At 70.5% G+C, this 24,227-nt stretch carries 19 protein-coding genes and 4 pseudogenes; 8 read left to right on the top strand and 15 right to left on the bottom strand.

Translation table 11 applies throughout. From position 1 onward, the window contains the following. Positions 1-30: 30 nt before the first annotated feature. From ACFY1L_RS50115 to ACFY1L_RS50135, 5 genes and pseudogenes are all read left to right on the top strand, one after another. Positions 31-978, top strand: coding sequence for a helix-turn-helix domain-containing protein (locus tag ACFY1L_RS50115; protein ID WP_388841670.1), 948 nt, complete (start codon positions 31-33; stop codon positions 976-978). Between the two features lie 128 nt (positions 979-1,106). Further along, complete coding sequence (locus tag ACFY1L_RS50120) at positions 1,107-2,900, top strand: FAD-dependent oxidoreductase (protein WP_388841673.1); 1,794 nt, start codon at positions 1,107-1,109, stop codon at positions 2,898-2,900. A 5-nt stretch (positions 2,901-2,905) separates the two neighbouring features. Next, positions 2,906-3,961, top strand: coding sequence for a maleylacetate reductase (locus tag ACFY1L_RS50125; protein WP_388841884.1), 1,056 nt, complete (start codon positions 2,906-2,908; stop codon positions 3,959-3,961). After that, positions 3,958-4,845: an intradiol ring-cleavage dioxygenase gene (locus tag ACFY1L_RS50130; RefSeq protein ID WP_388841676.1), complete on the top strand. Its 888-nt coding sequence runs from the start codon at positions 3,958-3,960 to the stop codon at positions 4,843-4,845. Before ACFY1L_RS50125 ends, ACFY1L_RS50130 begins: the two co-directional genes overlap by 4 nt. Before the next feature lie 353 nt (positions 4,846-5,198). Continuing rightward, positions 5,199-5,417 (top strand): annotated as a pseudogene (locus ACFY1L_RS50135) (hypothetical protein); the annotation flags it as partial. Positions 5,418-5,434: 17 nt separating this feature from the next. Here ACFY1L_RS50135 and ACFY1L_RS50140 read toward each other — a convergent pair. The 8 genes and pseudogenes from ACFY1L_RS50140 to ACFY1L_RS50175 all read right to left on the bottom strand — a co-directional run. Continuing rightward, a pseudogene (locus ACFY1L_RS50140) lies at positions 5,435-5,611 on the bottom strand (XdhC family protein); the annotation flags it as partial. Between the two features lie 66 nt (positions 5,612-5,677). Next, positions 5,678-7,882: a xanthine dehydrogenase family protein molybdopterin-binding subunit gene (locus ACFY1L_RS50145; RefSeq protein WP_388841679.1), complete on the bottom strand. Its 2,205-nt coding sequence runs from the start codon at positions 7,880-7,882 to the stop codon at positions 5,678-5,680. Beyond that, a pseudogene (locus ACFY1L_RS50150) lies at positions 7,879-8,860 on the bottom strand (FAD binding domain-containing protein). The gene ACFY1L_RS50145 and the pseudogene ACFY1L_RS50150 overlap by 4 nt, the downstream one beginning before the upstream one ends. Before the next feature lie 6 nt (positions 8,861-8,866). Beyond that, positions 8,867-9,508: a (2Fe-2S)-binding protein gene (locus ACFY1L_RS50155; RefSeq protein WP_388841682.1), complete on the bottom strand. Its 642-nt coding sequence runs from the start codon at positions 9,506-9,508 to the stop codon at positions 8,867-8,869. 235 nt (positions 9,509-9,743) lie between these two features. Then, the gene (locus ACFY1L_RS50160; protein WP_388841685.1) at positions 9,744-10,364 is read right to left on the bottom strand and encodes a flavodoxin; all 621 of its coding nucleotides are present in this window, start codon (positions 10,362-10,364) and stop codon (positions 9,744-9,746) included. A 92-nt stretch (positions 10,365-10,456) separates the two neighbouring features. Then, on the bottom strand, positions 10,457-11,236 hold the full coding sequence (locus ACFY1L_RS50165) for an SDR family oxidoreductase (RefSeq protein ID WP_388841688.1): 780 nt from the start codon (positions 11,234-11,236) through the stop codon (positions 10,457-10,459). Between the two features lie 114 nt (positions 11,237-11,350). Then, entirely contained in the window at positions 11,351-12,202 is an 852-nt protein-coding gene (locus ACFY1L_RS50170; protein WP_388841691.1) for an aldo/keto reductase, read from the bottom strand. Between the two features lie 44 nt (positions 12,203-12,246). Next, a complete protein-coding gene (locus ACFY1L_RS50175) occupies positions 12,247-13,689 on the bottom strand; it encodes an MFS transporter (RefSeq protein WP_388841694.1) in 1,443 nt (480 codons plus the stop codon). A gap of 167 nt (positions 13,690-13,856) precedes the next feature. On the opposite strand from ACFY1L_RS50175, the pseudogene ACFY1L_RS50180 reads away from it, so the two are divergent. Beyond that, positions 13,857-14,806: pseudogene (locus tag ACFY1L_RS50180) on the top strand (helix-turn-helix transcriptional regulator). After that, a complete protein-coding gene (locus tag ACFY1L_RS50185; protein ID WP_388841697.1) occupies positions 14,712-16,256 on the top strand; it encodes a HEAT repeat domain-containing protein in 1,545 nt (514 codons plus the stop codon). The pseudogene ACFY1L_RS50180 and the gene ACFY1L_RS50185 overlap by 95 nt, the downstream one beginning before the upstream one ends. 76 nt (positions 16,257-16,332) lie before the next feature. Here the strand turns inward: ACFY1L_RS50185 and ACFY1L_RS50190 are convergent, their stop codons facing one another. After that, positions 16,333-16,500 carry a hypothetical protein gene (locus tag ACFY1L_RS50190; protein WP_388841699.1) on the bottom strand — a complete coding sequence of 56 codons (168 nt, stop codon included), beginning with the start codon at positions 16,498-16,500 and terminating at the stop codon, positions 16,333-16,335. Positions 16,501-16,666: 166 nt separating this feature from the next. Then, positions 16,667-18,358 (bottom strand): alkaline phosphatase family protein, encoded by a 1,692-nt coding sequence (locus ACFY1L_RS50195; RefSeq protein ID WP_388841702.1) that lies wholly within the window; start codon positions 18,356-18,358, stop codon positions 16,667-16,669. A gap of 590 nt (positions 18,359-18,948) precedes the next feature. Between ACFY1L_RS50195 and ACFY1L_RS50200 the strand changes: the two genes are divergently transcribed. Further along, positions 18,949-19,737, top strand: a complete 789-nt coding sequence (locus tag ACFY1L_RS50200) for a hypothetical protein (protein WP_388841705.1) — start codon at positions 18,949-18,951, stop codon at positions 19,735-19,737. A 25-nt stretch (positions 19,738-19,762) separates the two neighbouring features. Here the strand turns inward: ACFY1L_RS50200 and ACFY1L_RS50205 are convergent, their stop codons facing one another. From ACFY1L_RS50205 to ACFY1L_RS50225, 5 genes are read right to left on the bottom strand one after another with little or no spacing between them, the layout of a single operon-like run. After that, positions 19,763-21,142 (bottom strand): sensor histidine kinase, encoded by a 1,380-nt coding sequence (locus tag ACFY1L_RS50205; RefSeq protein ID WP_388841708.1) that lies wholly within the window; start codon positions 21,140-21,142, stop codon positions 19,763-19,765. Then, a complete protein-coding gene (locus ACFY1L_RS50210; protein WP_388841711.1) occupies positions 21,139-21,801 on the bottom strand; it encodes a response regulator transcription factor in 663 nt (220 codons plus the stop codon). The genes ACFY1L_RS50205 and ACFY1L_RS50210 overlap by 4 nt, the downstream gene beginning before the upstream one ends. Beyond that, positions 21,755-22,543 (bottom strand): phosphatase PAP2 family protein, encoded by a 789-nt coding sequence (locus ACFY1L_RS50215; RefSeq protein WP_388841714.1) that lies wholly within the window; start codon positions 22,541-22,543, stop codon positions 21,755-21,757. Before ACFY1L_RS50215 ends, ACFY1L_RS50210 begins: the two co-directional genes overlap by 47 nt. Then, positions 22,540-23,145, bottom strand: a complete 606-nt coding sequence (locus ACFY1L_RS50220; protein ID WP_388841717.1) for a phosphatase PAP2 family protein — start codon at positions 23,143-23,145, stop codon at positions 22,540-22,542. Before ACFY1L_RS50220 ends, ACFY1L_RS50215 begins: the two co-directional genes overlap by 4 nt. Next, positions 23,142-23,810 carry a DedA family protein gene (locus tag ACFY1L_RS50225; protein ID WP_388841720.1) on the bottom strand — a complete coding sequence of 223 codons (669 nt, stop codon included), beginning with the start codon at positions 23,808-23,810 and terminating at the stop codon, positions 23,142-23,144. Before ACFY1L_RS50225 ends, ACFY1L_RS50220 begins: the two co-directional genes overlap by 4 nt. Positions 23,811-24,227 lie beyond the last annotated feature (417 nt).

Raw genomic sequence — 24,227 nt, forward strand, 5'->3', positions numbered from 1 at the left:
TGCGGTCGGTATGGAGCAGGCAGGTGCAGCATGATCGGCGCCGTCACAATCCCCAGAGCCCATCACTTCGCCACGGCGCAGATCGAGCCGGACCGCCAGGTGGAGCTCTGGGAGCGGCACAACGCGGAGTCCTTGATCGCCCTCGCCTGTCGGCCACCGGCGGCTCGGTCGTTCGCGGCGGTAGAGGTGAACCTCCAGCTGGAGCGGGTCCATCTCGCCCGGGTACGCGGGACCCGACACGTGGTCGAGCGCTCTGCCGAGCTGGTCGAGGCCAGGCCCACCGAAGCGATCGCCGTCTACATGACCATCACGGGCGAGGCGGTCTTCGAGCAGGACGGACACCGTCGGGTGCTGCGGCCAGGACAGCTCCTCGTCTGCGATGCCGACCGTCCCTTCCGCCGTGGCTTCGGCCGCGGACTCGAAGAACTGGCCGTGAAGGTTCCCCGTGCGGAGTTCTCCGCGCTCACCGGACTGGCGACCGTGCCCGCCCCTGTCGTCGTCGACGTGGGCGCCGGCGAGAACCCGCACGGTCGCGCCCTGGCCCGGCTCACGGGACGTGCAGTGCGCCGGGATCGCCCGATGCCGGCGGACGAGCAGGCGGTCGTCGAACTCGTATCGGTGCTCGCCGCCCCCGACCACGTCGGCCTGCCGGTGGCACACAGAGCAGCGGCTCGGACGTTCATCGAGGAGCGCTTCACCGATCCGACGCTCCGCGCGGCCGACATCGCGTCCGGCACAGGCATCAGCGAACGACACCTGTCGCGGCTGTTCGCGGCCGCCGGCACCAGCGTGCCCGGACACATCCTGTCGCGCCGGCTGGATGCGGCGTACAGCATGCTGACCTGCGAGCCGACCGGCGGCCTTCGCACGTCGGACGTGGCGGCACGATGCGGCTTCACGTCGCTCGCGTACTTCTCCCGCACCTTCCGCGAGCGGTTCGGCATCACCGCCGGCGAGGTTCGAGCCGGGTCCGCCTGACCGGTCGACTCCCGCGATCCTCATTTCCGCCATCTCGGTCCGGATCGTTTCGCCGACCCGGGTGTGACCGCTGACACTCGTACGCACCAGCCCGGTGCCCCTGTCCGGGACGAGGAAAGGTGTGGCACATGCCCGTGTTCGACGACGGTCAGCCCGAGACCCGTCCGCCCGCGTCGTCGGTGGTCGAGACCGACGTCCTCATCGTCGGCTCCGGACCGGCCGGCGCGTCGGCGGCGTTGTTCCTGTCGACGCTGGGCGTCGACAACATGGTGATCACGAAGTACCGGTGGACGGCGAACACGCCAAGGGCTCACATCACCAACCAGCGGGCGATGGAGATCTTCCGGGACATGGGCATCGAGGAGCAGGTCCTGGCCGATGCCACGCCGCACCACTTGGTCGGCGACACGGTCTTCTGCACGTCGATCGCCGGTGAGGAGATCGGGCGTATCCATACCTGGGGCACCCACCCGGCGCGGGAGGCCGACTACCAACTGGCGTCGCCCTGCCTCGTGGTGGACATCCCGCAGACCTATCTCGAGCCGATCCTGGTCAAGAACGCGACCGTGCGAGGCACGCAGACGCGGTTCTCCACGGAGTACGTCTCGCACGTGCAGGACGCGGACGGCGTCGACGTCCTGGCCCGGGACCGGCTGACCGGGGTGGAGTACACCATCCGGGCCAAGTACCTGATCGGCGCCGACGGTGCCCGATCCAAGGTCGCCGCGGACATCGGCCTGCCGTACGAAGGCGCGATGGACATCGCCGGATCGATGAACATCACGTTCAAGGCCGACATCGAGGCCTACGTCGGTCACCGGCCCTCGGTCCTGTACTGGGTGATCCAGCCGGGCGCGAACGTCGGAGGCATCGGGGCCGGACTGGTGCGCATGGTGCGTCCGTGGAACGAGTGGCTGATCGTCTGGGGCTACGACATCAACGACGAGCCGCCCGTCGTCGACGAGGCGTCCGCGACCCAGATCGTGCGCGATCTCCTCGGTATGCCCGACATCGACGTCGAGATCACCGGCACCAGCCTGTGGGGCAACAACGAGATGTACGCCAAGCACCTGCAGAAGGGCCGCGTCTTCTGCGCCGGGGACGCGATCCACCGGCACCCGCCGAGCAACGGGCTGGGCTCCAACACCTCGATCCAGGACTCGTACAACCTGGCCTGGAAGCTCGCCCTCGTGCTGCGCGGTCAGGCCGACCGGAGCCTGCTCGACACCTACTCGGCCGAGCGGGCGCCGGTCGCCGAGCGCATCGTCCGGCGGGCGAACCGGTCCAGCCGTGAGTTCGTGCAGTTCTTCGAGGTGCTCGGACTGCTCGACGCCACGACGGAGGAGGAGATGGTCGCGGCGATCGAGGAGCGGAAGGCCAACACGCCCGAGGGCGCGGCCAAGCGCGCCGCTCTGGTCGACGCGATGGAACTCAAGAACTACGAGTTCAACGCCCACGGGGTGGACCTCGGGCAGTACTACCGGTCGGCCGCGGTCGTCTCCGACGGATCTTCGTTGCCCGAGCCCAGCCGTGATCCCGACCTGTACTACGAGATGTCCACCGTGCCCGGCTCGCACCTGCCGCACGCCTGGGTCGGTGACACCATGCACAGGACGGCGATGATGGACCTCGCCCCCTACGACCGTTTCACCCTCGTCACCGGCATCGCCGGCGAGGAGTGGGCCTCGGTGGCCGACAAGGTCGCGCACGAGTTCGGGATTCCGCTCGGGTCCGTCGTCATCGGGCCGGGCCAGGAGGTCACCGACCTCTACTACGACTGGGCGAGGCTGCGTGAGGTCGACGAGAGCGGTGTCGTACTGGTGCGACCCGACAAGCACATCGCCTGGCGCTCGATGACCATGCCCGAGGACCCCGAGGGCGCGCTGCGTTCGGCGATGCGCCAGATCCTGGGGAAGGCGTGAACGACATGCGCTTCGACCACGACACCCTCGCGCAGCGCGTGCGGTTCGCCTCGGCCGCGGCAGCGGAGAACCTGGTGGACGAGATCAAGGAGCTCGGCGCAACGAGGGTCATGGTGATCGCCGCGGAGGCCGAAAGCGAACTCGCCCACCGGGTCGCCGCACAGCTGCCCGTGGCGCACTGGCACCACGAGGTGGCCATGCACGTACCGGTCGAGGTCGCCGAGCGGGCCAGAGAACAGGCCGGCGCCCATCGCGTCGACGCGCTCGTCTGCATCGGCGGCGGCTCGACGACCGGCCTCGCCAAGGCCGTGGCGCTCACCACCGGTCTGCCCATCGTCGCGGTGCCGACCACATACGCCGGCTCGGAGGCCACCAACGTCTGGGGACTCACCGAGCACGCCCGGAAGACCACCGGCACCGACCCCCGGGTTCTCCCGCGAACAATCGTGTACGACGCGACGCTCATGCTCACCCTGCCGGTCGACCTGAGCGTGGCGTCCGGCCTCAACGCCCTGGCACACTGCGTCGATTCGATGTGGGCCCCGCGGGCCGACCCGATCGACCGGGCCCTGGCCGGCGAGGGCATCCGGGCCCTGCGCATCGGACTGCCGCTGGTCGCCGCCGAGCCGGGCGGCCTCGATGGGCGTGAGCACGCCCTGTACGGCGCCTACCTCTCAGCGGTGGTGTTCGCCTCGGCGGGATCAGGGCTCCACCACAAGATCTGCCACGTACTCGGCGGCATGTTCGACCTCCCGCACGCCCAGACCCATGCTGTCGTCCTTCCTCACGTGCTCGCCTTCAACGCGCCGTCGGCGCCGGACGCCGAGCGACGTATCGCCGCCGCCCTCGACGCCGACTCCGCGACCGGCGGGCTCGCCCGGCTGCGCACTCGGCTCGACGCGCCCCGGGCTCTTCGCGACTACGGCATGCCGGAGTCCGGCATCGTCCCCGCCGCGGAAGCGGTCCTCGCCGCTGTGCCGCCGGGCAATCCGACCCCCGTGACCCTCGACAACATCACCGGGCTGCTGTGCGCGGCCTGGGAAGGAGCAGAGCCCCGATGACCGACACCGTCTCCGCCGAACAGGAGCGTCGCGAGGCGGACCTGGTTGAGCGTGTGGTCCGTTCTTTCGACGACTGCTCCGACCCGCGACTCCAGCAGCTGATGTCCTCGCTCGTGCGCCATCTGCATGCCTTCGTCCGCGAGGTCCGCCTGACCGAGGAGGAGTGGACCAAGGGAATTGAGTTCCTCACCGCCACCGGGCACATGACGGACGACAAGCGCCAGGAATTCATCCTGCTCTCAGACGTGCTCGGCCTTTCCATGCAGACCATCGGCATCAACAACGAGGCGTACGGCGACGCGACCGAGGCAACCGTCTTCGGTCCGTTCTTCGTCGAGAACAGCCCCGAGATCCCCATCGGCGGCTCCATCTCCGCCGGCGCGGCAGGTGAACCGTGCTGGGTCGAAGGCACCGTCTCCGACAGCGACGGGCGCCCGGTCTCCGGCGCTCGCATCGAGGTCTGGGAGGCCGACGCGGAAGGCCTCTACGACGTCCAGCACGACGACGGCCGGGCCGCCGCCCGTGGCCATCTGTTCTCCGATGCCGAGGGACGCTACTCGTTCTGGGGCGTCACACCGACGCCGTATCCCATCCCGTACGACGGTCCCGTGGGCAAGATGCTGGCGGCCGTCGGCCGATCGCCCATGCGGGCCTCGCATCTGCACTTCATGGTCAGCGCCGCAGGCCAGCGCACGCTGGTCACCCACATCTTCGTCCGCGGTGACCAACTGCTCGACTCGGACACGGTGTTCGGGGTCAAGCCGTCCCTGGTGAAAGGGTTCGAACGCCAGGCCCCCGGCTCCCCGACGCCGGACGGCCGCGCGGTGGACGGCTCATGGTCCCGGGTCTCCTTCGACATCGTGCTGGCCCCGGCCGGTATGTGACCGTTGGGCGCAGTCCCCACCAGCCGAACGGGGCGGGCCACTTGGCGGAGTAGCGGGCGAGCCCGGCCCCGTGGTCACCAGCCCTCCAACTGCTCGGACCCCGAGGCGTCCTGAACTCACCGGCTGATTCCTGGGCCGAGCCAACACACGTGCGGCACGGGCGGGAACGGATGCACCCCGCACTCGCCGTACCGCCTGCACCCCCTGTCCCCGACCCCAGCGGGACGCAGCCGACCGCTCCGCTCCGCCTTTGCCGCAGTCCGTCCGCGGCCAGGCGGGTGCCTGTGCCGTATCACCGCGTCGGCACACCGTGCCTGTGGTGCAGCCCGCCGTCCCACAGGAAGGACGCCTGTATGACCGCCACCGTCTCCAACCTCGACTACGGCGCCGTGACCCCCATCGCCGCCTACTTGATGGCGACCCTCGGGGCGGCACTCGGGTTGCGGTGCACGACGCGGTCGCTGCGCCGCCCGCACCACAGAGCCAGATGGTTGGCCCTGGGCTCCGTATCGTTCGGCAGCGGCATATGGGCCATGCACGGCCTCGCCATGAGCGCCGTCAAGATCGACGGCAGCCTCCATTACAACGGGACGGCGCCCTCCACGCATCCTCCGGACACACTGCCGACCACGTTGCCGTCGGCGTCCACGGCGAGGGCGGTGCCGACGGGCAACGGTGCGCTGCCGCTGACCTGGACGACGGTGGCGAGGGCGAAGGGGCGGCCCGCGCGGCACCAAGTGTGCAGCGTGTCCGCGATGTTCAGCATGGGCGGGATCTCCAGAAGGGACAGCCTGGGCAGCGGTGTGGCGTGCACCGCTGCCCAGGGCTCGGCTCAGAGCAGGGACTCGGCGGTGATGGGCAGGTCGCGCACACGTCGGCCCGTCGCGTGGAAGACGGCGTTGGCGAGGGCAGGTGCCACGCCGACCAGGACGACCTCGCCGAGGCCCTTGACGCCGAGGGGGTCGGCCTCGTCGTCCCGGCCGTCGACGTAGATCGCCTTCAGCTCGGGGACGTCGGCGTTGACCGGAACCAGGTAGTCGGCGAGGTTGGCGTTGACGATCCGGCCGTCGCGGTGGTCGGTCACCGTCTGCTCCAGCAGGGCCATGCCGATACCACCGACCATGGCGCCGATGGCCTGGCTGTCCGCCAGCTTGGGGCTGATGATGCGGCCCGCGTCGAAGACACCGAGCATCCGCCGCACCCGGACCAAGCCCAGGCGGGCGTCCACCCCGACCTCGGCGAACACCGCACCATAGGCATACATCGAGGACCGGGACTGGCTTGGGGCCCAGGAGCCCGTCGCCTCCAGGTGATCCCGCTTGTTGCGGGTCAGGAGCTGCCGGTACGTCTCCCCGCGCGCGGGGTTGTCCGTGACATGCAGCCGACCGCCCCGAACGACGATGTCGTCGGCGTCGACGCCGTACAGCGGCGAGTGCTCGTCCCCTACGGCGAGTTCGATCGCCTGCTGTCGCAGCTTGTCGCAGCCGTCCTGGACGGTGGAGCCGACACTGGCCATGGTCAGCGAGCCGCCGTGCAGCGGGGCCGTTGGCATGTTCGTGTCGCCGAGCCGGAAGCTGACGTTGCGAACCGCGAGGCCCAGGGCGTCGGCGGCGACCTGCGTCATGGAGGTGTAGGTGCCGGGGCCCATGTCGCTGGTCGAGGACTCGACCAGGGCCGTGCCGTCGGCGTCCAGCCGCACCGAGGCCTGACCCGGGGCCCGCAGAGTGTCGTAGACCGCGGTGGCCATGCCGGTGCCGACCAGCCAGTCCCCGTCGCGGGTCGAGCGGGGCTTCGGGTTGCGCCGGTCCCAGCCGAACTCGCGGGCACCGACGGTGTAGCACTCGCGCAGCCGCCGTGTGGAGAACGGCCGCCCGCTGGACTGGTCGCTCTCGGGTTCGTTGCGCCGCCGCAGCTCGACCGGGTCGATGCCCAGCTCGTGGGCGAGTTCGTCCATCGCGCTCTCGATGGGGAAGGCTGCGCTGGAATAGCCCGGTCCGCGCATCGGGGTCGGGGTGTTCACGTCCAGAGGCACCGACCGGAGCGTCTGCGAGACGTTGGAGGTGGTGTAGAGCATCTGCCCCGGGGAGAGGACACCGCGCTCCGCGAACGTCTCGTAGCTCGACGTCTCGGCGCGCAGGTCGTGAGTCATGGCGGTCAGCCGCCCGCGCCGGTCGCTGCCGAGGCGCACCTTGTACTCGTACGACGGCCGGTAGCCGACCCCGAAGTAGAGCTGCCTGCGGGTCAGGACGAGCTTGACCGGGCGGCCCGTCTCGCGGGCGGCGAGGGCCGCGATGGTGATGTGCGGCCAGGCCCGCGCGGCGTTGCCGAACGCGCCGCCGACGAAGGGTGAGATGACTCGGATGTTCTCCGCCGGGATGCCGAAGTTGGCGGCGAGTTCGGCGCGTGGGCTCTGCACCCACTGGGTCTTGTCCCAGAGGGTGAGCTTTTCGCCGTCCCATTGGGCGACGGTGGCGTGGAGCTCCATCGCGTTGTGGTGGTTTCGGGCGGGGCGGTACGTCATCTCGAGCCGGACGGGGGCGTTGCGCAGGGCCGCCTCCGCGTCGCCGCGCGCGTAGGTCACGGGGTCGCCCGCCGCCGGGGCGTCCGTCAGGTCGGTGGCGGGCCGTTCGGCAGCGTAGTCGATCTTCACCAGGCTCGCCGCGTGTTGGGCGGCCTCCAGGGTGGTGGCGACGACGACGGCGACCGGCTGGCCGTGGAAGCGGACCTTGTCGTCCTGGAAGACGCGCAGTCGGTCACCCGGAAGATTCAGGGAGCCGGGGTTGGGCCCGTAGGGCAGCTTGGGGGCGTTGCGGTGGTGGAGCACCTTCAGAACGCCGGGCTGGGCCTCGGCGGCACGGGTGTCGAAGCCGGTGATACGGCCCCGGCCGACGCTGCTGTCGACCACGACGGCGTGCACGACGCCCCGGGACCTCGACGGCTCGTGATCGGCGGCGTACTTCGCCTGCCCGGTCACCTTCAGACGCCCGTCCACCCGGGACAGCGGCGCGCCCACGGCCGCCTGTGGCTGGGGGCTCACTTCGTACCTCCTACGATGCGCAGCTGGCGTTCGACGGTGCGTTTCAGTAGCTCGACCTTGAAGCGGTTGTGCTGAAGCGGGCGGGCGCCGTCCGCCGCGTGGGCGGAGGCCTCGGCCCAGAGCCGGTCCGAGGGGCGTTCGCCGACGAGGGCTTCTTCGACGGCGGGCAGCTTCCAGGGAACGGTGCCGACGCCGCCGGCGGCGACCTTCGCCTCCCGGATCACGCCGCCGCGGATGTGCAGCGCGACGGCGGCCGAGGTGAGGGCGAACTCGTACGACTGCCGGTCACGCACCTTCAGATAGCCCGACTTGAGCGGCCGCGGGAGGGCCGGGATCTCGACAGCGGTGATCAACTCACCCTTCCGCAGAGCTTGTTCACGGTTCGGGGTGTTGCCCGGCTTGAGGAGAAAGTCGGCGAAGGGGATGGTGCGCTTGCCGTCCGGACCGAGCAGATGCACGCGCGCCTCCAGTGCCGCGAACGCCACGGCGACGTCGGAGGGGTGCGTGGCCACACAGGAGTCGGAGGTGCCCAGAATCGCATGGCTGCGGTTGACGCCCTCCAGCGCGGCGCAACCCGAGCCGGGTTCACGCTTGTTGCAGTCGGCCGTCACATCGCGGAAGTACGTGCAGCGGGTGCGCTGCATGATGTCGCCGCCGATGGTCGCCATGTTCCGCAGCTGGGCCGAGGCGCTCAGCTCCAGAGCCTGCGAGACGACCGGGTAGGTGGTCCGCACCTTGGGGTGGGCGGCGGCCTCGCTCATGGTCACCAGCGCGCCCGATTCGCAGGCCCCCGTGCTCGGTAACCGTGACCTCCCGCAAGGGCAGGCCGCTGATGTCGACGAGAGTCTCGGGGCGTTCGACGGTCTCCCGCATCAGATCGACCAGCGTGGTGCCGCCGGCGATGTAACGCCCGCCGCGGCGACCGGCGTTGAGAGCTTCCCGGGTGTCGGTCACGGTGGTGAGGGAGAAGGGATACATGGCCACTCACTTCCGGCCCGTGGCCTGCTCGACCGCGCGCACGATCTTCACGTAACACCCGCAGCGGCAGATGGTGCCGCTCATCCACTCCCTGATCTCCTCCGGCGAGCCGGTGTGGCCCTCCTGAATACAGCCGACGCCCGACACGATCTGGCCCGGCGTGCAGTAGCCGCACTGGAACGCGTCCTGATCGATGAACGCCTGCTGCAGCGGATGCAGTTGGTCACCTTTGGCCAGGCCCTCGACGGTGGTGACCTCGGCGCCGTCCAGGCGAACCGCCAGGGTGAGGCAGGAGTTGACCCGGTGTCCGTCGACCAGGACCGTGCAGGCCCCGCAAGCCCCGGCGTTGCAGCCCTTCTTCGAGCCCGTCAGGCCGAGGTGCTCGCGCAGCAGGTCCAGCAGCGAGGTCCGGTTGTCGACCATGACGGTGTGCCGCCGGCCGTTGACGGTCAGACTGACGCGGCTGCTGGGCGCCGCCTCGGTGGCAGCGGCCTCCTCGGTGCCGAGCAGCGACGAACCGGCGGCCAGACCGCCCGCCGCGATGACACCGCCGGCCACGGATGTCGTCGCGATGAAGGTACGGCGCGACGGTGCGGACGGGGGCTGGGCCGGGGGAGACGCGGCTGACTCGGAAGTTTCGGTAGACATGCTCACTCTCTCGACTCAGGGAAGGTGGGGGACTTGCTGATCGGCGTGAGCCCACGACGGAGGTTCACCGCTGCCCTCACGGCATTTCGGGTTCCGCCCCAAGCCTGGTCGGCCAACCGGCCGTGTGGCAGGGCGGGTTGTGCCAGGTAATGACCAGCCAGGGTGTGACAGGGCCCCTCTCCCTCCTGTCGCACAGGGCGCAGGACTGTCACACTGTCCCGTTCGGGAAACGGGGTCAGTCCTGGAGAACGCCGATGCGCCGCAGCCACGACCGGACTTGGGCATCGGCTTTCCGGACTTCCTCGCCGCGCACCGCGAGCCCTTCACCGATGGTCGCGCCCGGGCAGGCGCCCGCGTAGTCGCGCTCGGTGGTACCCAGTCCGCTCATCGCATACGTCGTGACCGGATGGACCGTCTTGCCGCGGAAGTCGTACCTGTCGGCGAAGGTCGACATGATCATGGGTGCTCGGACGTTCCAGATGGGGCTGGCCAGCAGCACCACGTCGTAACGCTCGATCGAGGACGGGGGGTTGGCGATCGCCGGCCGTGCGTCGGCGTCCTGTTCGCGGACGTTGCGGGCGGCTGTCGCGTCGTAGTCGTCGGAGTAGGGGTCGACGGCTTCGATGCTGTGCACGTCGCACTCGATGTGCCCGCTGATCATCCGGGTGAGGACCTCGGTGTTCCCGGTCCTGAGATTCGTGCGCTTGCCGTAGTAGTAGTTCTCGCCCGGCCGGGAGAAGTAGGCCAGCAGGATCCGCTTCCCGGACCCACTGGCCGAGGCGGGGCGTTCACTGGACTCCGACGCCGCGTCGCTCGACTGCGACGGGGAGCAGCCGGCGATCTGGACACCGGTCATGACGGTGGCTCCTCCCAGAAGTACGCCGCGAAGGAGCGCTCGGCGCCCCGGCACGGCGGGTTTGGCCTTCCCGCCGCCGAAATCACCCGCCGTCATTCGCTGCCTCCGTTCCGGGAACGGACAGCGTCGAGATCCGCGCGCCCCGCCTGCGGCTCGGCTTCGACAGGGAGGTCGGCCGGGTCCAACACGCCGTCCACAGAGCCGGATTCGTCGCTCTTGAGGGCACCGAAGAGCCCGGTCCAGTCGGACGGTTCCTCGCCCTCGGTGGCGATGAGCTCGAACGTCTTGCCCAGCGCGGTGCCGGTCAGCAGGCTGCGTACGAGCGTCTCGGCGATCTGGTCGCGGGCGATGCCGCCGTCGGCCGTACCGCCCTGTTCCAGGACGAGCCGCCGCTGTGTGGGGCCGGTGTGGTCGAACCAGCCGGGGCGGACGATCGTGTAGGGCAGGCCGCTGGCTCGCAGGAGACGTTCGGAGCGCCGCTTCCACGGGGTGGCGCCGGGGATGTCGCTGCGCGTGGCGTAGACGGAGGTCATGAGTGCCACGCGCGGCTGGGCGCCGTCGAGGGCTTCCAGGATGTTGCGTACGCCGCCGTAGTCGACGTGCGCACGGGCGTCCGGGCGGGAGTCGCCACCGGATCCGTGGGTGAGGACGATCGCGTCGGCTCCGCTGACCGCGTGGTGCAGGGAGGCGGGGTCCTCGAGGTCGCCCTGTACCAGTTCGACGCCGGGGAGCAGGCGTTCGGCTCGTCGCAGGTCGCGCACGAGTGCCCGGGGGCGCAGGCCGTGTCGCTCCGCCGCGCGCACGGCGAGCTGTCCGATGCTGCCGGTCGCGCCGACCATGAGTACGTCGGTGATGTTCTGGTTCCGGGACATGGTGAGGCCTTGGTCCGTGAGGTGGGGGCTGCCGTGAGAACGGCGCGGAAGGGTCCTCTCGGGCGGGTGCCTGGGGTCGCGTACAGCGACGGGCACCCACCGGAGAAGGCGAAGTCAGCCGTCCAGGCGCCGCGCGCTGAGCCAGTTGACCATGGCCGGGTCGTGGTGGTCGAAGAACAGCGTCGACCCGGTCTCCAGGGTCGCGATGGCCGCCATCTGGTCGTCGGTGAGCTCGAAGTCGAAGACGTCCAGGTTCTCCGCCATGCGCTCGGGGCGTACCGACTTGGGGATCGCGACGACGCCGCGCTGGATCAGCCAGCGGAGCACGACCTGCGCCACCGACTTGCCGTGCTTTTCACCGATCCCGCTCAGGACCGGATTGGTGAAGAGGTCGTTCTTGCCCTCGGCGAACCCGCCCCACGACTGGATCTGGACGCCCTGCTCGCGCATCAGCTCCTGGTAGTCGGTGCGCTGGAAGAACGGGTGGGTCTCGATCTGGTTGACCGCGGGCGTGACCTCGTTGTTGATGATGAGGTCGAGGAGGCGGTCGGGGTAGAAGTTGGCGACGCCGATCGCCTTGGAGCGCCCCTCGCGGTAGAGGGCTTCCATGGCGCGCCACTGGCCGTACACGTCCCCGTAGGGCTGGTGCATCAGGTACAGATCGAGGTAGTCCAGGCCGAGCTTGTTCAGCGAGGTCTCGAAGGCGCGCTTGGTGTTCTCCTCAGCGGGAGCGTCCTGGACGTACAGCTTGGTGGTGACGAACAGCTCCGCGCGCGGGATGCCGCTGGCCTTGATCGCGCGGCCGACGGCCTCCTCGTTGCCGTACGAGGCGGCGGTGTCGAGCAGCCGGTAGCCGGCGGCCAGGGCGTCGTTGACGGCCTGCTCGGTCTCCTCCGCCGGGATCTGGAAGACGCCGAAGCCGAGGATCGGCATCTCGATGCCGTTGTTGAGGGTGACGTTCTGCATGGGGATGTTCTTTCTGTGCGGGGCGGGGTGGGGCAGTTGACCGGTCAGCGCTCGCGCGGGCCCGCGCCCGGGACGGTGGCCGGAATCCGATCAGGAACGTGAGTGCGCAGTAGCACGGTGGCCACGACGCTCGCCGCCACAGTTGCCGCGGCGATCAGGAGACCGGTGTGCAGGCCGGACACGAATGCGGTCCGGTCGGCGACCAGCGCGCCGAAGACCGCGACGGCCAGGGCACCGCCGAGCTGGCGGGCGGCGTTCAGCACACCACTGGCGACACCGGCGCGTTCGGCGGGCACCTGCTCCAGCAGCAGTGACACCAGCGCGGTCACGGCCATCGCACCGCCGGCGCCGACGGGCACCATGAGTACCACCGTCAGCCATACGGGGGCGGTGGCAGGGAGGGCCGCCATCGCCAGCAGGCCCGCGGCTATCAGGCCCTGCCCGGTGATCACCGGCATCCGCGCACCGAGCCGGGAAGCCAGGCGGGCGGCGACGGGGCCCATGAAGGAGGTGAGCACGGTCATGGGCAGGAAGGCCACGCCGGTGGCGAGCGCGCTCAGCCCGTGCACCTGCTGGAGGTACAGACCCAGCAGGAAGATCATGCCGTAGAAGCCGACGTTCAGGGCGAACCCGATGGCGACCGAGAGCGACATCGTGCGGGAGCGCAGCAGGGGCAACGGCGTCATCGGATGCCGGCCACGGGCCTGGGCGAGCAGGTAGACGACGGCCGACACGACCGCGACCGCGAAGGCGACCAGGACCTGCCCGGCGCCGAACCCGTCGGCACCGGCCTCGATGACCGCGTACGTCAGCGCGCCCATGGCGGCGACGGCGGCCACCTGGCCGGTCCAGTCGAAGGGCACGTCCTGGCGCGGGGAGCGCGCGGCGCGTTTGAGGAGCAGCAGGGCCACCGCGCCGACGGGCAGGTTGACGAAGAAGATCATCCGCCAGTCGATGAGGGTGAGGAGCCCGCCGGCCACGGGTCCGGCCGCGGCGCCGACGGAGCCGCCGACGCCCCACAGGGCGATGGCTTTCGCGCGGGCCGCCGGGTCGGGGAAGGTCTCGCGCAGCAGGGAGAGGGAGGACGGAACGACGAGCGCGGCCCCGGCTCCCTGTATCAGCCGCGCCGCCACCAGAACGCCCAAATTCGGTGCCGCCCCGCACACCGCCGACGCCAGGACGAACAGGCCGAGGCCGACAGCGAACGCCTGGCGCGCCCCGATACGGTCGCTGACCGCGCCCGCGGACAGCAGGAACGCGGCGAAGGCGAGGGTGTAGCCGTCGACCACCCACTGCAGCCCGGTCATCCCGCTGTCGAAACCGCGTCCGATCGAGGGCAGGGCCACATTCACGATCATCGCGTCGACCATGATCGTGAAGAAGCCGAGCAGTACGGCGGCCAGCGCCGGACGTGAGCCGGGCGTGCTCCGCGGCGGCGGACCGGCCGCGCCGATTTGGAGCGATGCGGGCGAGGCGGACGTGGACAAGGGAGGATCTCCTGCACTGGGAAGGCTGGCTGTGCTGTCGGAAATCGAGCCTCGCGCTTTTCCGGCCCCGGTGGCAGGCCGGGATCTGCCAGGCAGTGACGTTCAGGGGTGTGACAGGGCCCCCCACATGCCTGCCGTGCAGGTCAGCGCGGTGTGACACTGGCGCCATGGCATCCGAGCAGAGCACCGGCAGCAGCGCCGACATGGAACTGGGCCGGTTCCTGCGCGCGCGTCGCACCCAGACCAGCCCCGACCAGGTCGGCCTCCCCATGGGTACAGGCCTGCGCCGCACCCCCGGTCTGCGCCGTGAGGAACTGGCGACGCTCGCCGGCATCAGCATCGACTACTACGTCCGTCTGGAGCGCGGCAAGGAGACCCGTCCCAGCCCCTCCGTGCTCGACGCCCTCGCCCGCGCCCTGCACCTCGACGACGCCGAGCACCAGCACCTGCGCGAGCTCGCCGCCCGGGCTGCCAGGTACGCTCCCGAACCCGCGCCGCCGCCCAGCCGCACCTTGCGCCCGCACCTGAAGCGTTCCTGGAGACCCTGCGGCCGAGCCCGGCCTACATCGTCAGCCGCAGCATGGACCTGCTCGCCTGGAACCCCGGCGGCCTCGCCCTGTATGCGGGCCTTGCCGACTGGCCCGCCACTCAGCGCAACCTGGCCCGCTACCTGTTCCTCCACCCCACCGCGCGCACTCTCTTCCCCGACTGGGACAACCAGGTCCGCGGCTGTGTCGCCCGGCTCCGCGCCGTGGCCGGAACCGCCCCTGACGCCCCCGATCTCACCAACCTGGTGGGTGAACTCCTGCTCAAGAGCCCCGACTTCGCCAAGCTGTGGGAGCGCTACGACGTCGGCGGGCGCAAGAAGACGGAGAAGACCTTCCATCACCCCCAGGTCGGCACCCTCACCCTCAGCGGCCAGAGCATGCACCTCGAAGGCACCCCCGGCCAGCGCCTGGGCGTCTATACCGCCGAACCAGAGACCCCCGGCATTGCGCCTGCCGGCGGCCACGCGCCAGGTGATGGACTGGCTGTCCGGGCTCGCCGCCGAGCCGACCTGGGGCCCGGTGACCCGGCTCGCGGCCGTCGTCCAGCGGGCCCGCTGCGCTCCGGATGAGATCGGTGAGGGCGTCGTGCCGGCCGCCGTCGGCCTGTTGCGCGAGAGCGCCCGTGCGATACCCGTGCGGCGGATCGCACCGGCCCAAAGCCGTCCGGCCACGCCCGCGGGCAACGTTGCGCCCCAGATCGTCGCCGCCTTCGAGGATCTCGACCGGCGCACGCGCGTGTACGCACCGACCACGGCCCTGCTGCGTACGTTCCACGAAGTTCTGGGGGCCCGGGTGCCCGAGCGCACCGCGGTGCTGGCCGAGCAGCTGAGCAGCCCCGACCCCGGCTCGCGCCTGGACGCGGTCCGGATGAGCGGGGAGCTGATCCGGGCCTGGCGCGGAGACCACACCCGGCTGCTCCTGCTGGTCGCCGACCAGCTCACCGCGGCCGACCAGGAGGTCGCCGCCGAGGCTGCGACCGTCCTGGCGGCCTGCCACCCGATCGCCGCCCCGGCCCGGGAGGCACTCGCCGCGCACACCGACGCCCAACGCACGACGCACGGACCTCACGTCTGGGCCGCACCGCAGGCGCTGCTGCGCAGAAGTCACCAGGAGGCCGTGCGGGCCCTGGCGCGCCTCGGCGACACGCGCGCGCTGCCGAGTCTGCTGGCGGCGCTGGATAGCGACGTTGACGCCTGGCGTGCGATCCAGGTCGCAGGGCAACTGCCGCAGGCGGCGGACCAGTTGGTGCCCCGGCTTGGCGACCACCTGCGCCGGATCGGCCTCAGCCAGCAGTGGACCGAAATGAGCGCCAACGCGATCCTGTCCGCCCTGGCCGCGCTCGGTGACCCGGCCGCGGTTCCTGTGGTTGCGGACACACTCGGCGCCGCGATGCGTCTCGAGCAGCATGACGTCACGCGATCAGCCCTGAAGGCACTGGGGGCGTTCGGCACGGCCGCAGCCGGCGCACGGGACACGATCCGGTCGCTGACCACCGCCACCGACGCGCACGTACGCCCTGCCGCCGTCGCCGCGCTATGGGCCGTCGGCGGTGACCTGGCCGAGGTCATGCCGCTCCTGCTCGGCCTCCTCGACGACCGCATCACCTTCCGCATCGGTGACGCGGCTGATCTGCTCGGCGAAATAGGCGCGCCCGCCTCCGCCGCCCTGCCGCGCCTGCGAAACCTCCTGACGCACGACTACGAATGGGTTCGCGTGCATTGCGCGGCCGCGCTGTGGGAGATCGGCGGCGAGGCCGAGGCGCCTGCCGTCCTGAACACCCTGCTGCAGGCCATGGCAAAGAACTCCGCGACGGCCAACCACGTCGTGGCCTGCCTGGACCGCATGGGCCCCCTCGCGGCACCGGCCCTGCCCCTGCTCCGCGAGCAACTGGCCCTGCCCCGACGCGGCGGCAGATTCGCGAGCATCGACCACGACGAGGAACTCCAGCGCATCGGCCGTACCCTCATCACCCGGCTCGATCCTCCAGCACCGGGAGCTCCCGCCCGGCGAACAGCCTGAGGCTGCGCCACCCCTCTGCAGCGGGCATTCATGCTGCTCGACGGGTGCTCCTCGTTGGCGCGGGGAGTGATCCGGCCTACGACCACGTGCGCTCCATCCTGGTGACGAAGTCGCTGCCGGTCCGTTCGATTTCAGCGACGGCCTTGGCCAGGGCGTCGGCTTGTGCGCAGGCCTGGGCCAGGTCGTCGATGAGGTCCTGTGTGACGGGGATGAGAAGGGCATCCGCCGGCGGCTGGCCAGCCACTAATAAACCGGAACAAGACGCGGCCCCGCCTGAGGAAAGCAGGCGGAGCCCGGTGAGTGCAGACGATGCGCCCGACTCGTTCTGACGACCCTCGAAGCCAACCGTTGACAGGCGATCTACTCCACAGACTGCCGCCCACAACCAGTGTGAGTACCCAGGAAGACCATCACACCAGCACTTTGACCTGCGACGTCACGTTGGCTGAAGCTCGGTGGACCGGCAGCGCGGTGGTGTGTTCCTCGCGGACGGCCTGCAGGGAGCGGGGGTCGAGACCGAGCAGGCTCAGGATGGTCGGTGCGATCTGCTTGGTCTGCACGCTCGCGGAGGCGCGCACGCCGTCCGGGGCAGAGGCGCCGGACACGACGAGGGGGACGTCGAGATCGTCGGAGTGGCCGCCACCGTGCTCGGCGATCTTCTTGGTGCCGCCGGTGTAGACGACGCCGTACTGCGCGATACCGAGGAGGTCCGGGACCCGGGCGTCGTCGGCCTTGACGTGGAAGTAGTCGGCCGCGGCCTTGCCGGCGTAGACCTTGCTGAGCCCGCCGTGGGCGTAGGCCTTGGGCGCGGCGTTGATGTCGGTGCCGGTGCCGCTCTGCGCGAGCAGGTACTTCTTGGCGAAGGCGGTGGCGGCCGTGGAGCGGTCGGAGAGCCAGAGCAGCATGGCGTCGTCGTCCACCGCGTGCGTCACCAGGTCGGCGGCGCCGGGGTGGAGCTTCTTCCAGGCGGCGTTGAGGCCGTCCAGCAGAGGGCCGTCGTCGACGCGGGTGAGCGCGGCGGGGTCGGTGGGCGACTGGCCGTGCTTGGCGGAGAGGATGATGGTCGTGCTGCCGGAAAGGTGCCGCTTGCGGATTTCGGCGGTCAGGGCGCCGATCTCCGTGTTGACGAAGTCCAGGTTCTTCACCAGAAGCGGGCCCGGGACGTTCTTGGCGGTGTAGCCGCCGGTGAGGCCGTCCGAAGCGGGCAGCTTCTGCGCGGTGGAGACGGACTGGAAGTTGAGGCCGAAGATGGCCGGGGTGCCGACCTTGTGGGTGCGGCTGTGGTCGTAGCCGTCGATCTCGTTGAGGACGGCCTGCACCTTGTAGTCGTCGTACTGCTCGGTGGCCTTGTTGTCCGTGGTCCAGTTGTTACCGGCGGCGTAGCCGAGGGCGTCGCTGTTGATCTCGGGGGTGAACAGGTCCTGGATGCCGGTGCCCGAGGGGCCGTTGAGGATCTCGTAGGCGGCGTGCTTGTCCGACCAGGCGGTGCGCAGACCCGCCTGGCGGGCCACCTCGAAGATTGTGTTCACCTTGAGGTACGAGTGCGGGTAGACCGGCTTGCAGGTCTTCGGGTCGACCGGCAGCTTCGATGCGTTGATCAGGCTCGCCGGGTGGCCGGTCATCGACAGGATGCTGTCCGGCAGACCCGCGAGGCCCTGACCGGCGTCGATGGACGCCTGGTTCTTGTCCAGGTCCTCGGTGAGGTCCACCTCGACGCCGGGCTTGACGCCCTTGCAACTGGTGGTTCCGGCCGGGAGGAGCGCGGCGTTGTAGGTGTCGTCGTAGTAGATGCCGGTGGTGCCGGGGCTGCCGCCGGTCGCCTGGGCGACCATGCCGGGGAAGGAGTCGGACGGTGTGGTGGTCCTGGCGTGGGTGTACTCCACTCCGCCGCCGACCAGCCGGGCCAGCGCGGACTTCGGGTGCCTGGTGATGTACCAGGTCAGGTCCGACTGGTGCAGTCCGTCGACGGAGACCAGCAGGACATGCCTGGTGGCGGCCCGGTGGGTGGAAGCGGCGAATGCGGAGGGCTGGGCGGCGGTCACCCCGGCCAGGACTCCGGTGGCGGCGAGGACGGTGGCGGGCCTGACGTAACGTCTGGACATCTGGTCTTCTCCCGGGTGTTCGGGGCGGGCTGCGGGTGCCGGGCCCATCAGAGTCGCGCCTTGTGTACCGGAACCGGCGCATCTGTGAACACACCCGGAAGGACCGGTCGGGTCTTCACCAAGCAGGTCTGGTTTTCCCCAACAGCCCGCTGCGTCCACGGGGAAGCGGAGATCGACTGTGTATCCCGGCTCTTCGAGGCGGGGTACACAGAGCCGCGGCGGATGGTCGGCCGCAGCGGTCGTCGTTGATCTTCACCAAGCGTGTCTGGTCGTTGAGGTTGTAGCTGCGCTGTGGGCGGAGCTGCCCCGGTACCTCATTGATGCGGGCACGTGCAGTTGGCTGCCGTCGACCGCGTGTCTCACCCAGGGCTGGCCGGCGAAGGCCGGTAGCGATCAAAGACATTGGCCCCGGCCAGAGTTGCTGCGTACCTCTGTAACACCGGCCGTACATCGTTGACCAGCGCATCGGCCAACGTGTTCAGGTTGTGTTCAGGCTCGGACGGGCCTCGGGCAACTCGAGCACCAGAAGCGCCAAAACTCTGGCAAAGGGGTCTGGGGCGACGGCCCGGCAGCATGCCATCGTGCCTGCCATGTCGACTGATCACCTCACTCACAACCGGCCCGCGGGCCACATCCGTCACGCGGCGAGCAAGGTGCCGGAGGTGACCGTCTACTTCTGGGTCATCAAGGTGCTGACGACCGGCATGGGCGAGACGGCCTCCGACTTCCTGGCCCATGAGTTCGGCCCGATCCCCGCTGTCGGCCTCGGCGGCATCGCCCTGGTGGCCGCCCTGGCGGTGCAGTTCGCCGCCCGGCGGTATGTGGCCTGGATCTACTGGACGGCGATCGTCATGGTCAGCGTGTTCGGCACGATGGCCGCCGACGTCCTGCACGTCGGCCTCGGTGTGCCGTACCTGCTCTCGACGCCGTTCTTCATGGTGGCGCTGGCCGCCGTCTTCGTCCTCTGGTACCGCAGCGAGGGCACCCTGTCCATCCACAGCATCCACACCCGGCGCCGGGAGACCTTCTACTGGGCCGCCGTCTTGGCCACGTTCGCGCTGGGCACCGCTGCGGGGGACCTCACTGCCACGATCGGCCTCGGCTACCTGGGCTCCGCCGTGGTGTACGGCGCCGCGATCGCCGTTCCGGCCGTCGCGCACCGCTGGGGCAGCATGAACGCGGTGGCCGCGTTCTGGGCGGCGTACGTCATCACCCGCCCGCTCGGTGCCTCCGTCGCCGACTGGATGGCCGTCGGTCACGACCGGGGCGGGCTCGGCCTGGGGCTGGGGCCGGTCACGCTGTCCTGGACGGTGGCCATCCTCGGCTTCGTCGGCTATCTGGCCGCCTCTCGCAAGGACATCCAGCACGACACCGTTTGATACGCCGCCCTGCGCAGGGCGGCCGTCATCCGGCAGGCAGGCTGACCACGAACCGTGCCCCGGGCGTGTGTCCGGGGGCGTGTGTCACCTCGCCGCCGGCGGAGCGGGCGAGGCGTCGCGCCAGCGGCAGCCCCAGGCCGGCTCCGCCGTGTCCGTCGCGGGGATCCGCGCGTCGCCCGGGCTCGAAGAGCTGTCCGGTGAACGAGGGAGGTACGCCAGGCCCGTCGTCGATGACGTCGATCCGTACGCCGTCGGGTGCGCGGTATGCGTGGACGGCGACGCTGGAGCGGGCGTAGCGGCAGGCGTTGGCGACGAGCGGGCTGACGATGCGTTCGAGGAGGGCGGGTGGCGCTCCGGCCACTAGACGTTCGCCGTCGGTGGAGACCGTCAAGTGGCCTGGCACGTCCAGGGTTTCGGTGAGGCGATGCAGCGTGTGCAGGACCTCGGCGGTGCCCGGAGCGGTGAGCGTGCCGCCCCGGGCATCGTCCAGGAGGGTGTCGCAGATGGTGCGCATGGACTCGGCGGCATCGGCGATGACCTTGTGGGTGGCGCGGGTCTGGTCGGCTGTGCGGGGACGGGTCTGCCACCAGTCGAGTTCGGCGATGATCCGGCTCAGAGGCGTGCGCAGCTCGTGCGAGAGTTCCCCGGTGAGCTGCCGCTCGTGGCGCAGAAGTGTGCGGATGCGGTCCAGTATGGCGTCCAACGACGAACCGAGGCGGGCCAGTTCGGCCGGGTGCCGCATGCTGCCGAAGCGTTCTTCGGAGGCGACGGCGCTCCACTGGGTGGCCTGGTCGGTCATCGTGCGAACGGGGCGCAGCGCGCGGCCGACGGCCAGCCGGGTGAGGGCGTAGGTACAGGCGAGCATGACGGCGTCCAGGGCGAGCGATCCCAGGAGCAGGGTGTTGGCCGAACTCCGGTAGGGCGAGAGGTCCAGCGCGGTGACCACCGTGGCCGCACTCCGTCCTCCGGGGATCGGGTGTGAGCACAGGCGGAGGGGGCGGTGGATGTCGGTGGTGACGCACAGCCTTCCGCCCCGCTCGGCGAGTGCGTTGGCGACGCGGGTGAGAGGGCTGGCAGCGGGCGGTGCTTCCAGCAGGCGTCGGCCGGCGTAGATCCAGACGTTGGCGTCGAGGAGGTCGTCGTGGGAGGTCTCGAGGACGCGTACGGTCGTGCCGCTGGTGTCGACGGTCGTCGCGACGGCGGCAGCGCGAGTGCGCAGCTCGTCGTCGGCCTGGTGCTGGAGGCGGTGCTGGGCCACGGCGTTGAAGGCGACGGTGAGGACCAGCATCAGCAGCGTGGCCGTGATGAGCGCGACGAGGGAGAGACGGCCGCGCAGCGTGCGGGGCGCGAGACAGCGGAGGAAGACTGTCACGGTCGACCGCTGTCGGAGGTGGACCTTGCTCATGTCAGGCGGTGGCCGATGCCGCGGGCGGTGCCGATCGTCCGGTCGCTGCCCGCCTCGCGCAGCTTGCGGCGCAGTCGGGTCAGGTACTGGTCGAGGGTGTTGTCGTGGACCTGGGCTCCCTCGGGCCAGGCCGCCCGGACCAGTTCGCGGCGGCGCACGATGGCGCCGGAGGCCGCCATGAGCGCGGCCAGGAGACGGAATTCGGTCGGTGTCAGATCGATCCGGGTGCCGTGGACGGTGACCGTGTGCCGGATGGCGTCCAGAACCAGATCCCCTGTCGCGGCGGTGGGCGCCGGTGCGGCCCGCTTGAGCGCTGCCCGCAGCCGGGCCGCGAGCTCGGCGAGATGGAACGGCTTGGGCAGGTAGTCGTCTCCTCCGGCCGAGAATCCGGACAGCCGGTCGGTGAGCCGGTGATGGGCGGTCAGGAAGACGACGGGGGAGAGGAATCCGTTCGCGCGCATCGCCTGGCACACGTCCCGTCCGTCGGCGTCGGGCAGCCCGACGTCGAGCACGGCGGCGGAGATGTCGGGGGTGGCCAGCCGCAGGGCGGTGGCGCCGTCCGGCGCGGGGACGGTGTCGAAGTCCTCGTCGCGCAGTCCCCGCAGCAGCACATCACGCAGGGCGTGATCGTCCTCGACGACCAGGATCGTCCGCCGCATGGTCCTCCCTCGGTTGGTGTGTCGTGTCCGTCCGGCCTCCTGTTGTGCGAGCCGGCCCTTTCGTCGCTCGTGCTGTGTCCGTCTGTGTCGTGTTCGGCGTCCAACGTTCGGGCAGCCAGCGGGTCACGGCGCCCAGGCACACGCCCAGCCAGCCGAGGGCGAACAGCCAGCCGCCGAGGACGTCGGTGAACCAGTGCACGCCGAGGTAGACGCGGGTCAGGCCGACCAGTGCGCCCCAGCCGCCGATGACCAGGGCGAGCAGGGTCCTGCCCCGCGGTCCGCGCACGCAGACCGCAATGATCAGCAGTCCTGCGCTGAGGGCCGCCGTGGTGGCGTGCCCCGAGGGGAACCCCCATCCCGAAGCATGCGTTTGCCAGTCCACCTGGGGTGGCCGCGGCCGGGCGACGAGCTCCATCACCCCGTACCGCAGTCCCTGGCCCGCTCCGAGACAGGCCAGACACAGCGCGAGGGCGATCGCGCGTTGCCTCAGGGTGCGTCCCGCGATGATTCCGGCGAGCGCGGCCAGTGCGTACGGAATGACACCCGTCCCGGTCGCGGTCAGCCCGCGCGCGAACGCCACCGCCACGTCCGGGCGGTGGCCGACGGACCAGGTGAGGAGGTCGCCGTCCGAGAACTGCGGTCTGCCGTCGCGGCCCACCATGACCATGGTCAGCAGGCCGAACCCGGTCCACGCGCCCAGGCCGCAGCTGACGGCCAGTTCGGCGGCGTCGACGCGCTTCATGACGCCGCCAGCAATGGACCCAGGCGGGTGGCCGTGAGCCACCCGGCCAGGGCCCCCGCATACCTGCGCAGTACAGGCATGACGAGCAGCACGGTGAGTGCGCCGACCACGACCCCCGCCAGCACGTCGTGGGGGTAGTGCGCACCGATCCAGACCCGCGAGGCCGCCATCGCACCAGCGGCCACCAAGGCGACCACGCCGAGCCGGCGGGAGACGAAGAGCAGGGCGACGGCCGCCGCGACGGCGATGGCCGCATGGTTGCTGGGGAAGGACCAGTCGCCGGGCGCCGGACACGCCTCCAACGTGGTCACCCGCAGGCTCTGACAGGGCCGGTCCTCGCCCACCAGCAGCTTCAGCGCCGCATCCACTACGTAGGCCACGACCACGACGAACGGCACCGAAAGCGCCGTTACCGACGCGATGGCGCTTGCCCGCCGGGCGCGCCACCAGCCGATGGCCATGAGCAGTGCGAACAGGGCGAGGCCGTATGTCGACCACGCCAGGACGGTGTCGTTCAGCCATGTGGGAGCGCGTCGGGCGAGGTGCACCACGTCGGCGTAGGCCGAACCGTCGAGGGACGACCCGTCCAGGGCGAGGATCATCCTTGTGCCTCCTCCGCCTTCGCCGCCCGCCGTGAGCGGTATACCTCGGAGGCGAGCGGAACCAGCGACAGGGCCACGATCACCGCGACCATCGGCAGCAGATACCGGTCCACATTCGGTACGGAGGAGCCCAGCGCGTAGCCGGCCAGCGTGAGACCGAGGCTCCACAGCAGCCCGCCGGTCACCTGCCAGACGGTGAAGGTCCGCACCGGCACCTGCAGGGCACCTGCCATTGGGTTGAGGACCGTGCGCACCACGGGAACGAAGCGGGCCAGCACGATCGCCTTCGCATGCCCGTAGCGCCCCAGCAGCTCCTCAGCCCGTCGCGCCCCCTCGTGCAGACGGGCCGAGCGGCTACGGGCGAGCAGGGCGCCACCGGCTCTTCGACCCAGGAGATATCCGCACTGCGAGCCCGCGAGCGCCCCCACCGCCGCGGCGACCAGCAGCGGGCCGAGCGACAGCTTCAGGCCGCGGTCGGCACTGCCGGTGCACAGCAGACCGGCCGTGAACAGCAGCGAGTCGCCCGGCAGGAAGAAGCCGATCAGCAGCCCGGTCTCGGCGAACAGCACCACACCCACGCCCAGCACGCCGAAGGCGGACAGCAGCGAGCGCGCGTCCAGCACATTGACAGCGAGCTGCGACGACAGGTGCATGGCTGTGGTCATCGTCGAGGGCCCCTTCATCGTTCGTCCGGACGCCGGATGCGCCGAAACGGAGGCACCCGACAAGTGACTACAATCCTGTAGACGGTCTACTCAACTGTAGACGACGGGGGAGGGAGGAACGTTCCCATGGCCGACTCGAGGGACGAGAGGCGGCCTGCCGGCGAGCTCGAAGCGGCCGTCATGGCCGCGCTGTGGGCCGCTGGAACTCCGCTCCTTGCGGCAGCCGTCAACCCGCTGCTGCGACCGCTGGCCGAGGCGGGCGGGTTCGTACTGGAGCGACGGGCCGACGAGGAAGCCGCGGCCCGCATCGGCAGCCGTACCGTCGTCGCCCGCGCCGTCGGGCGTGCGGCCCTCGCCTCCGCCGGCGCGTCCCGCCCCGCCGCCCTGGCCGCGACCGGCGGTGCGGTACCCCAGCGG

The sequence above is a fragment of the Streptomyces sp. NPDC001663 genome (assembly GCF_042893105.1).
Classification (GTDB): domain Bacteria; phylum Actinomycetota; class Actinomycetes; order Streptomycetales; family Streptomycetaceae; genus Streptomyces.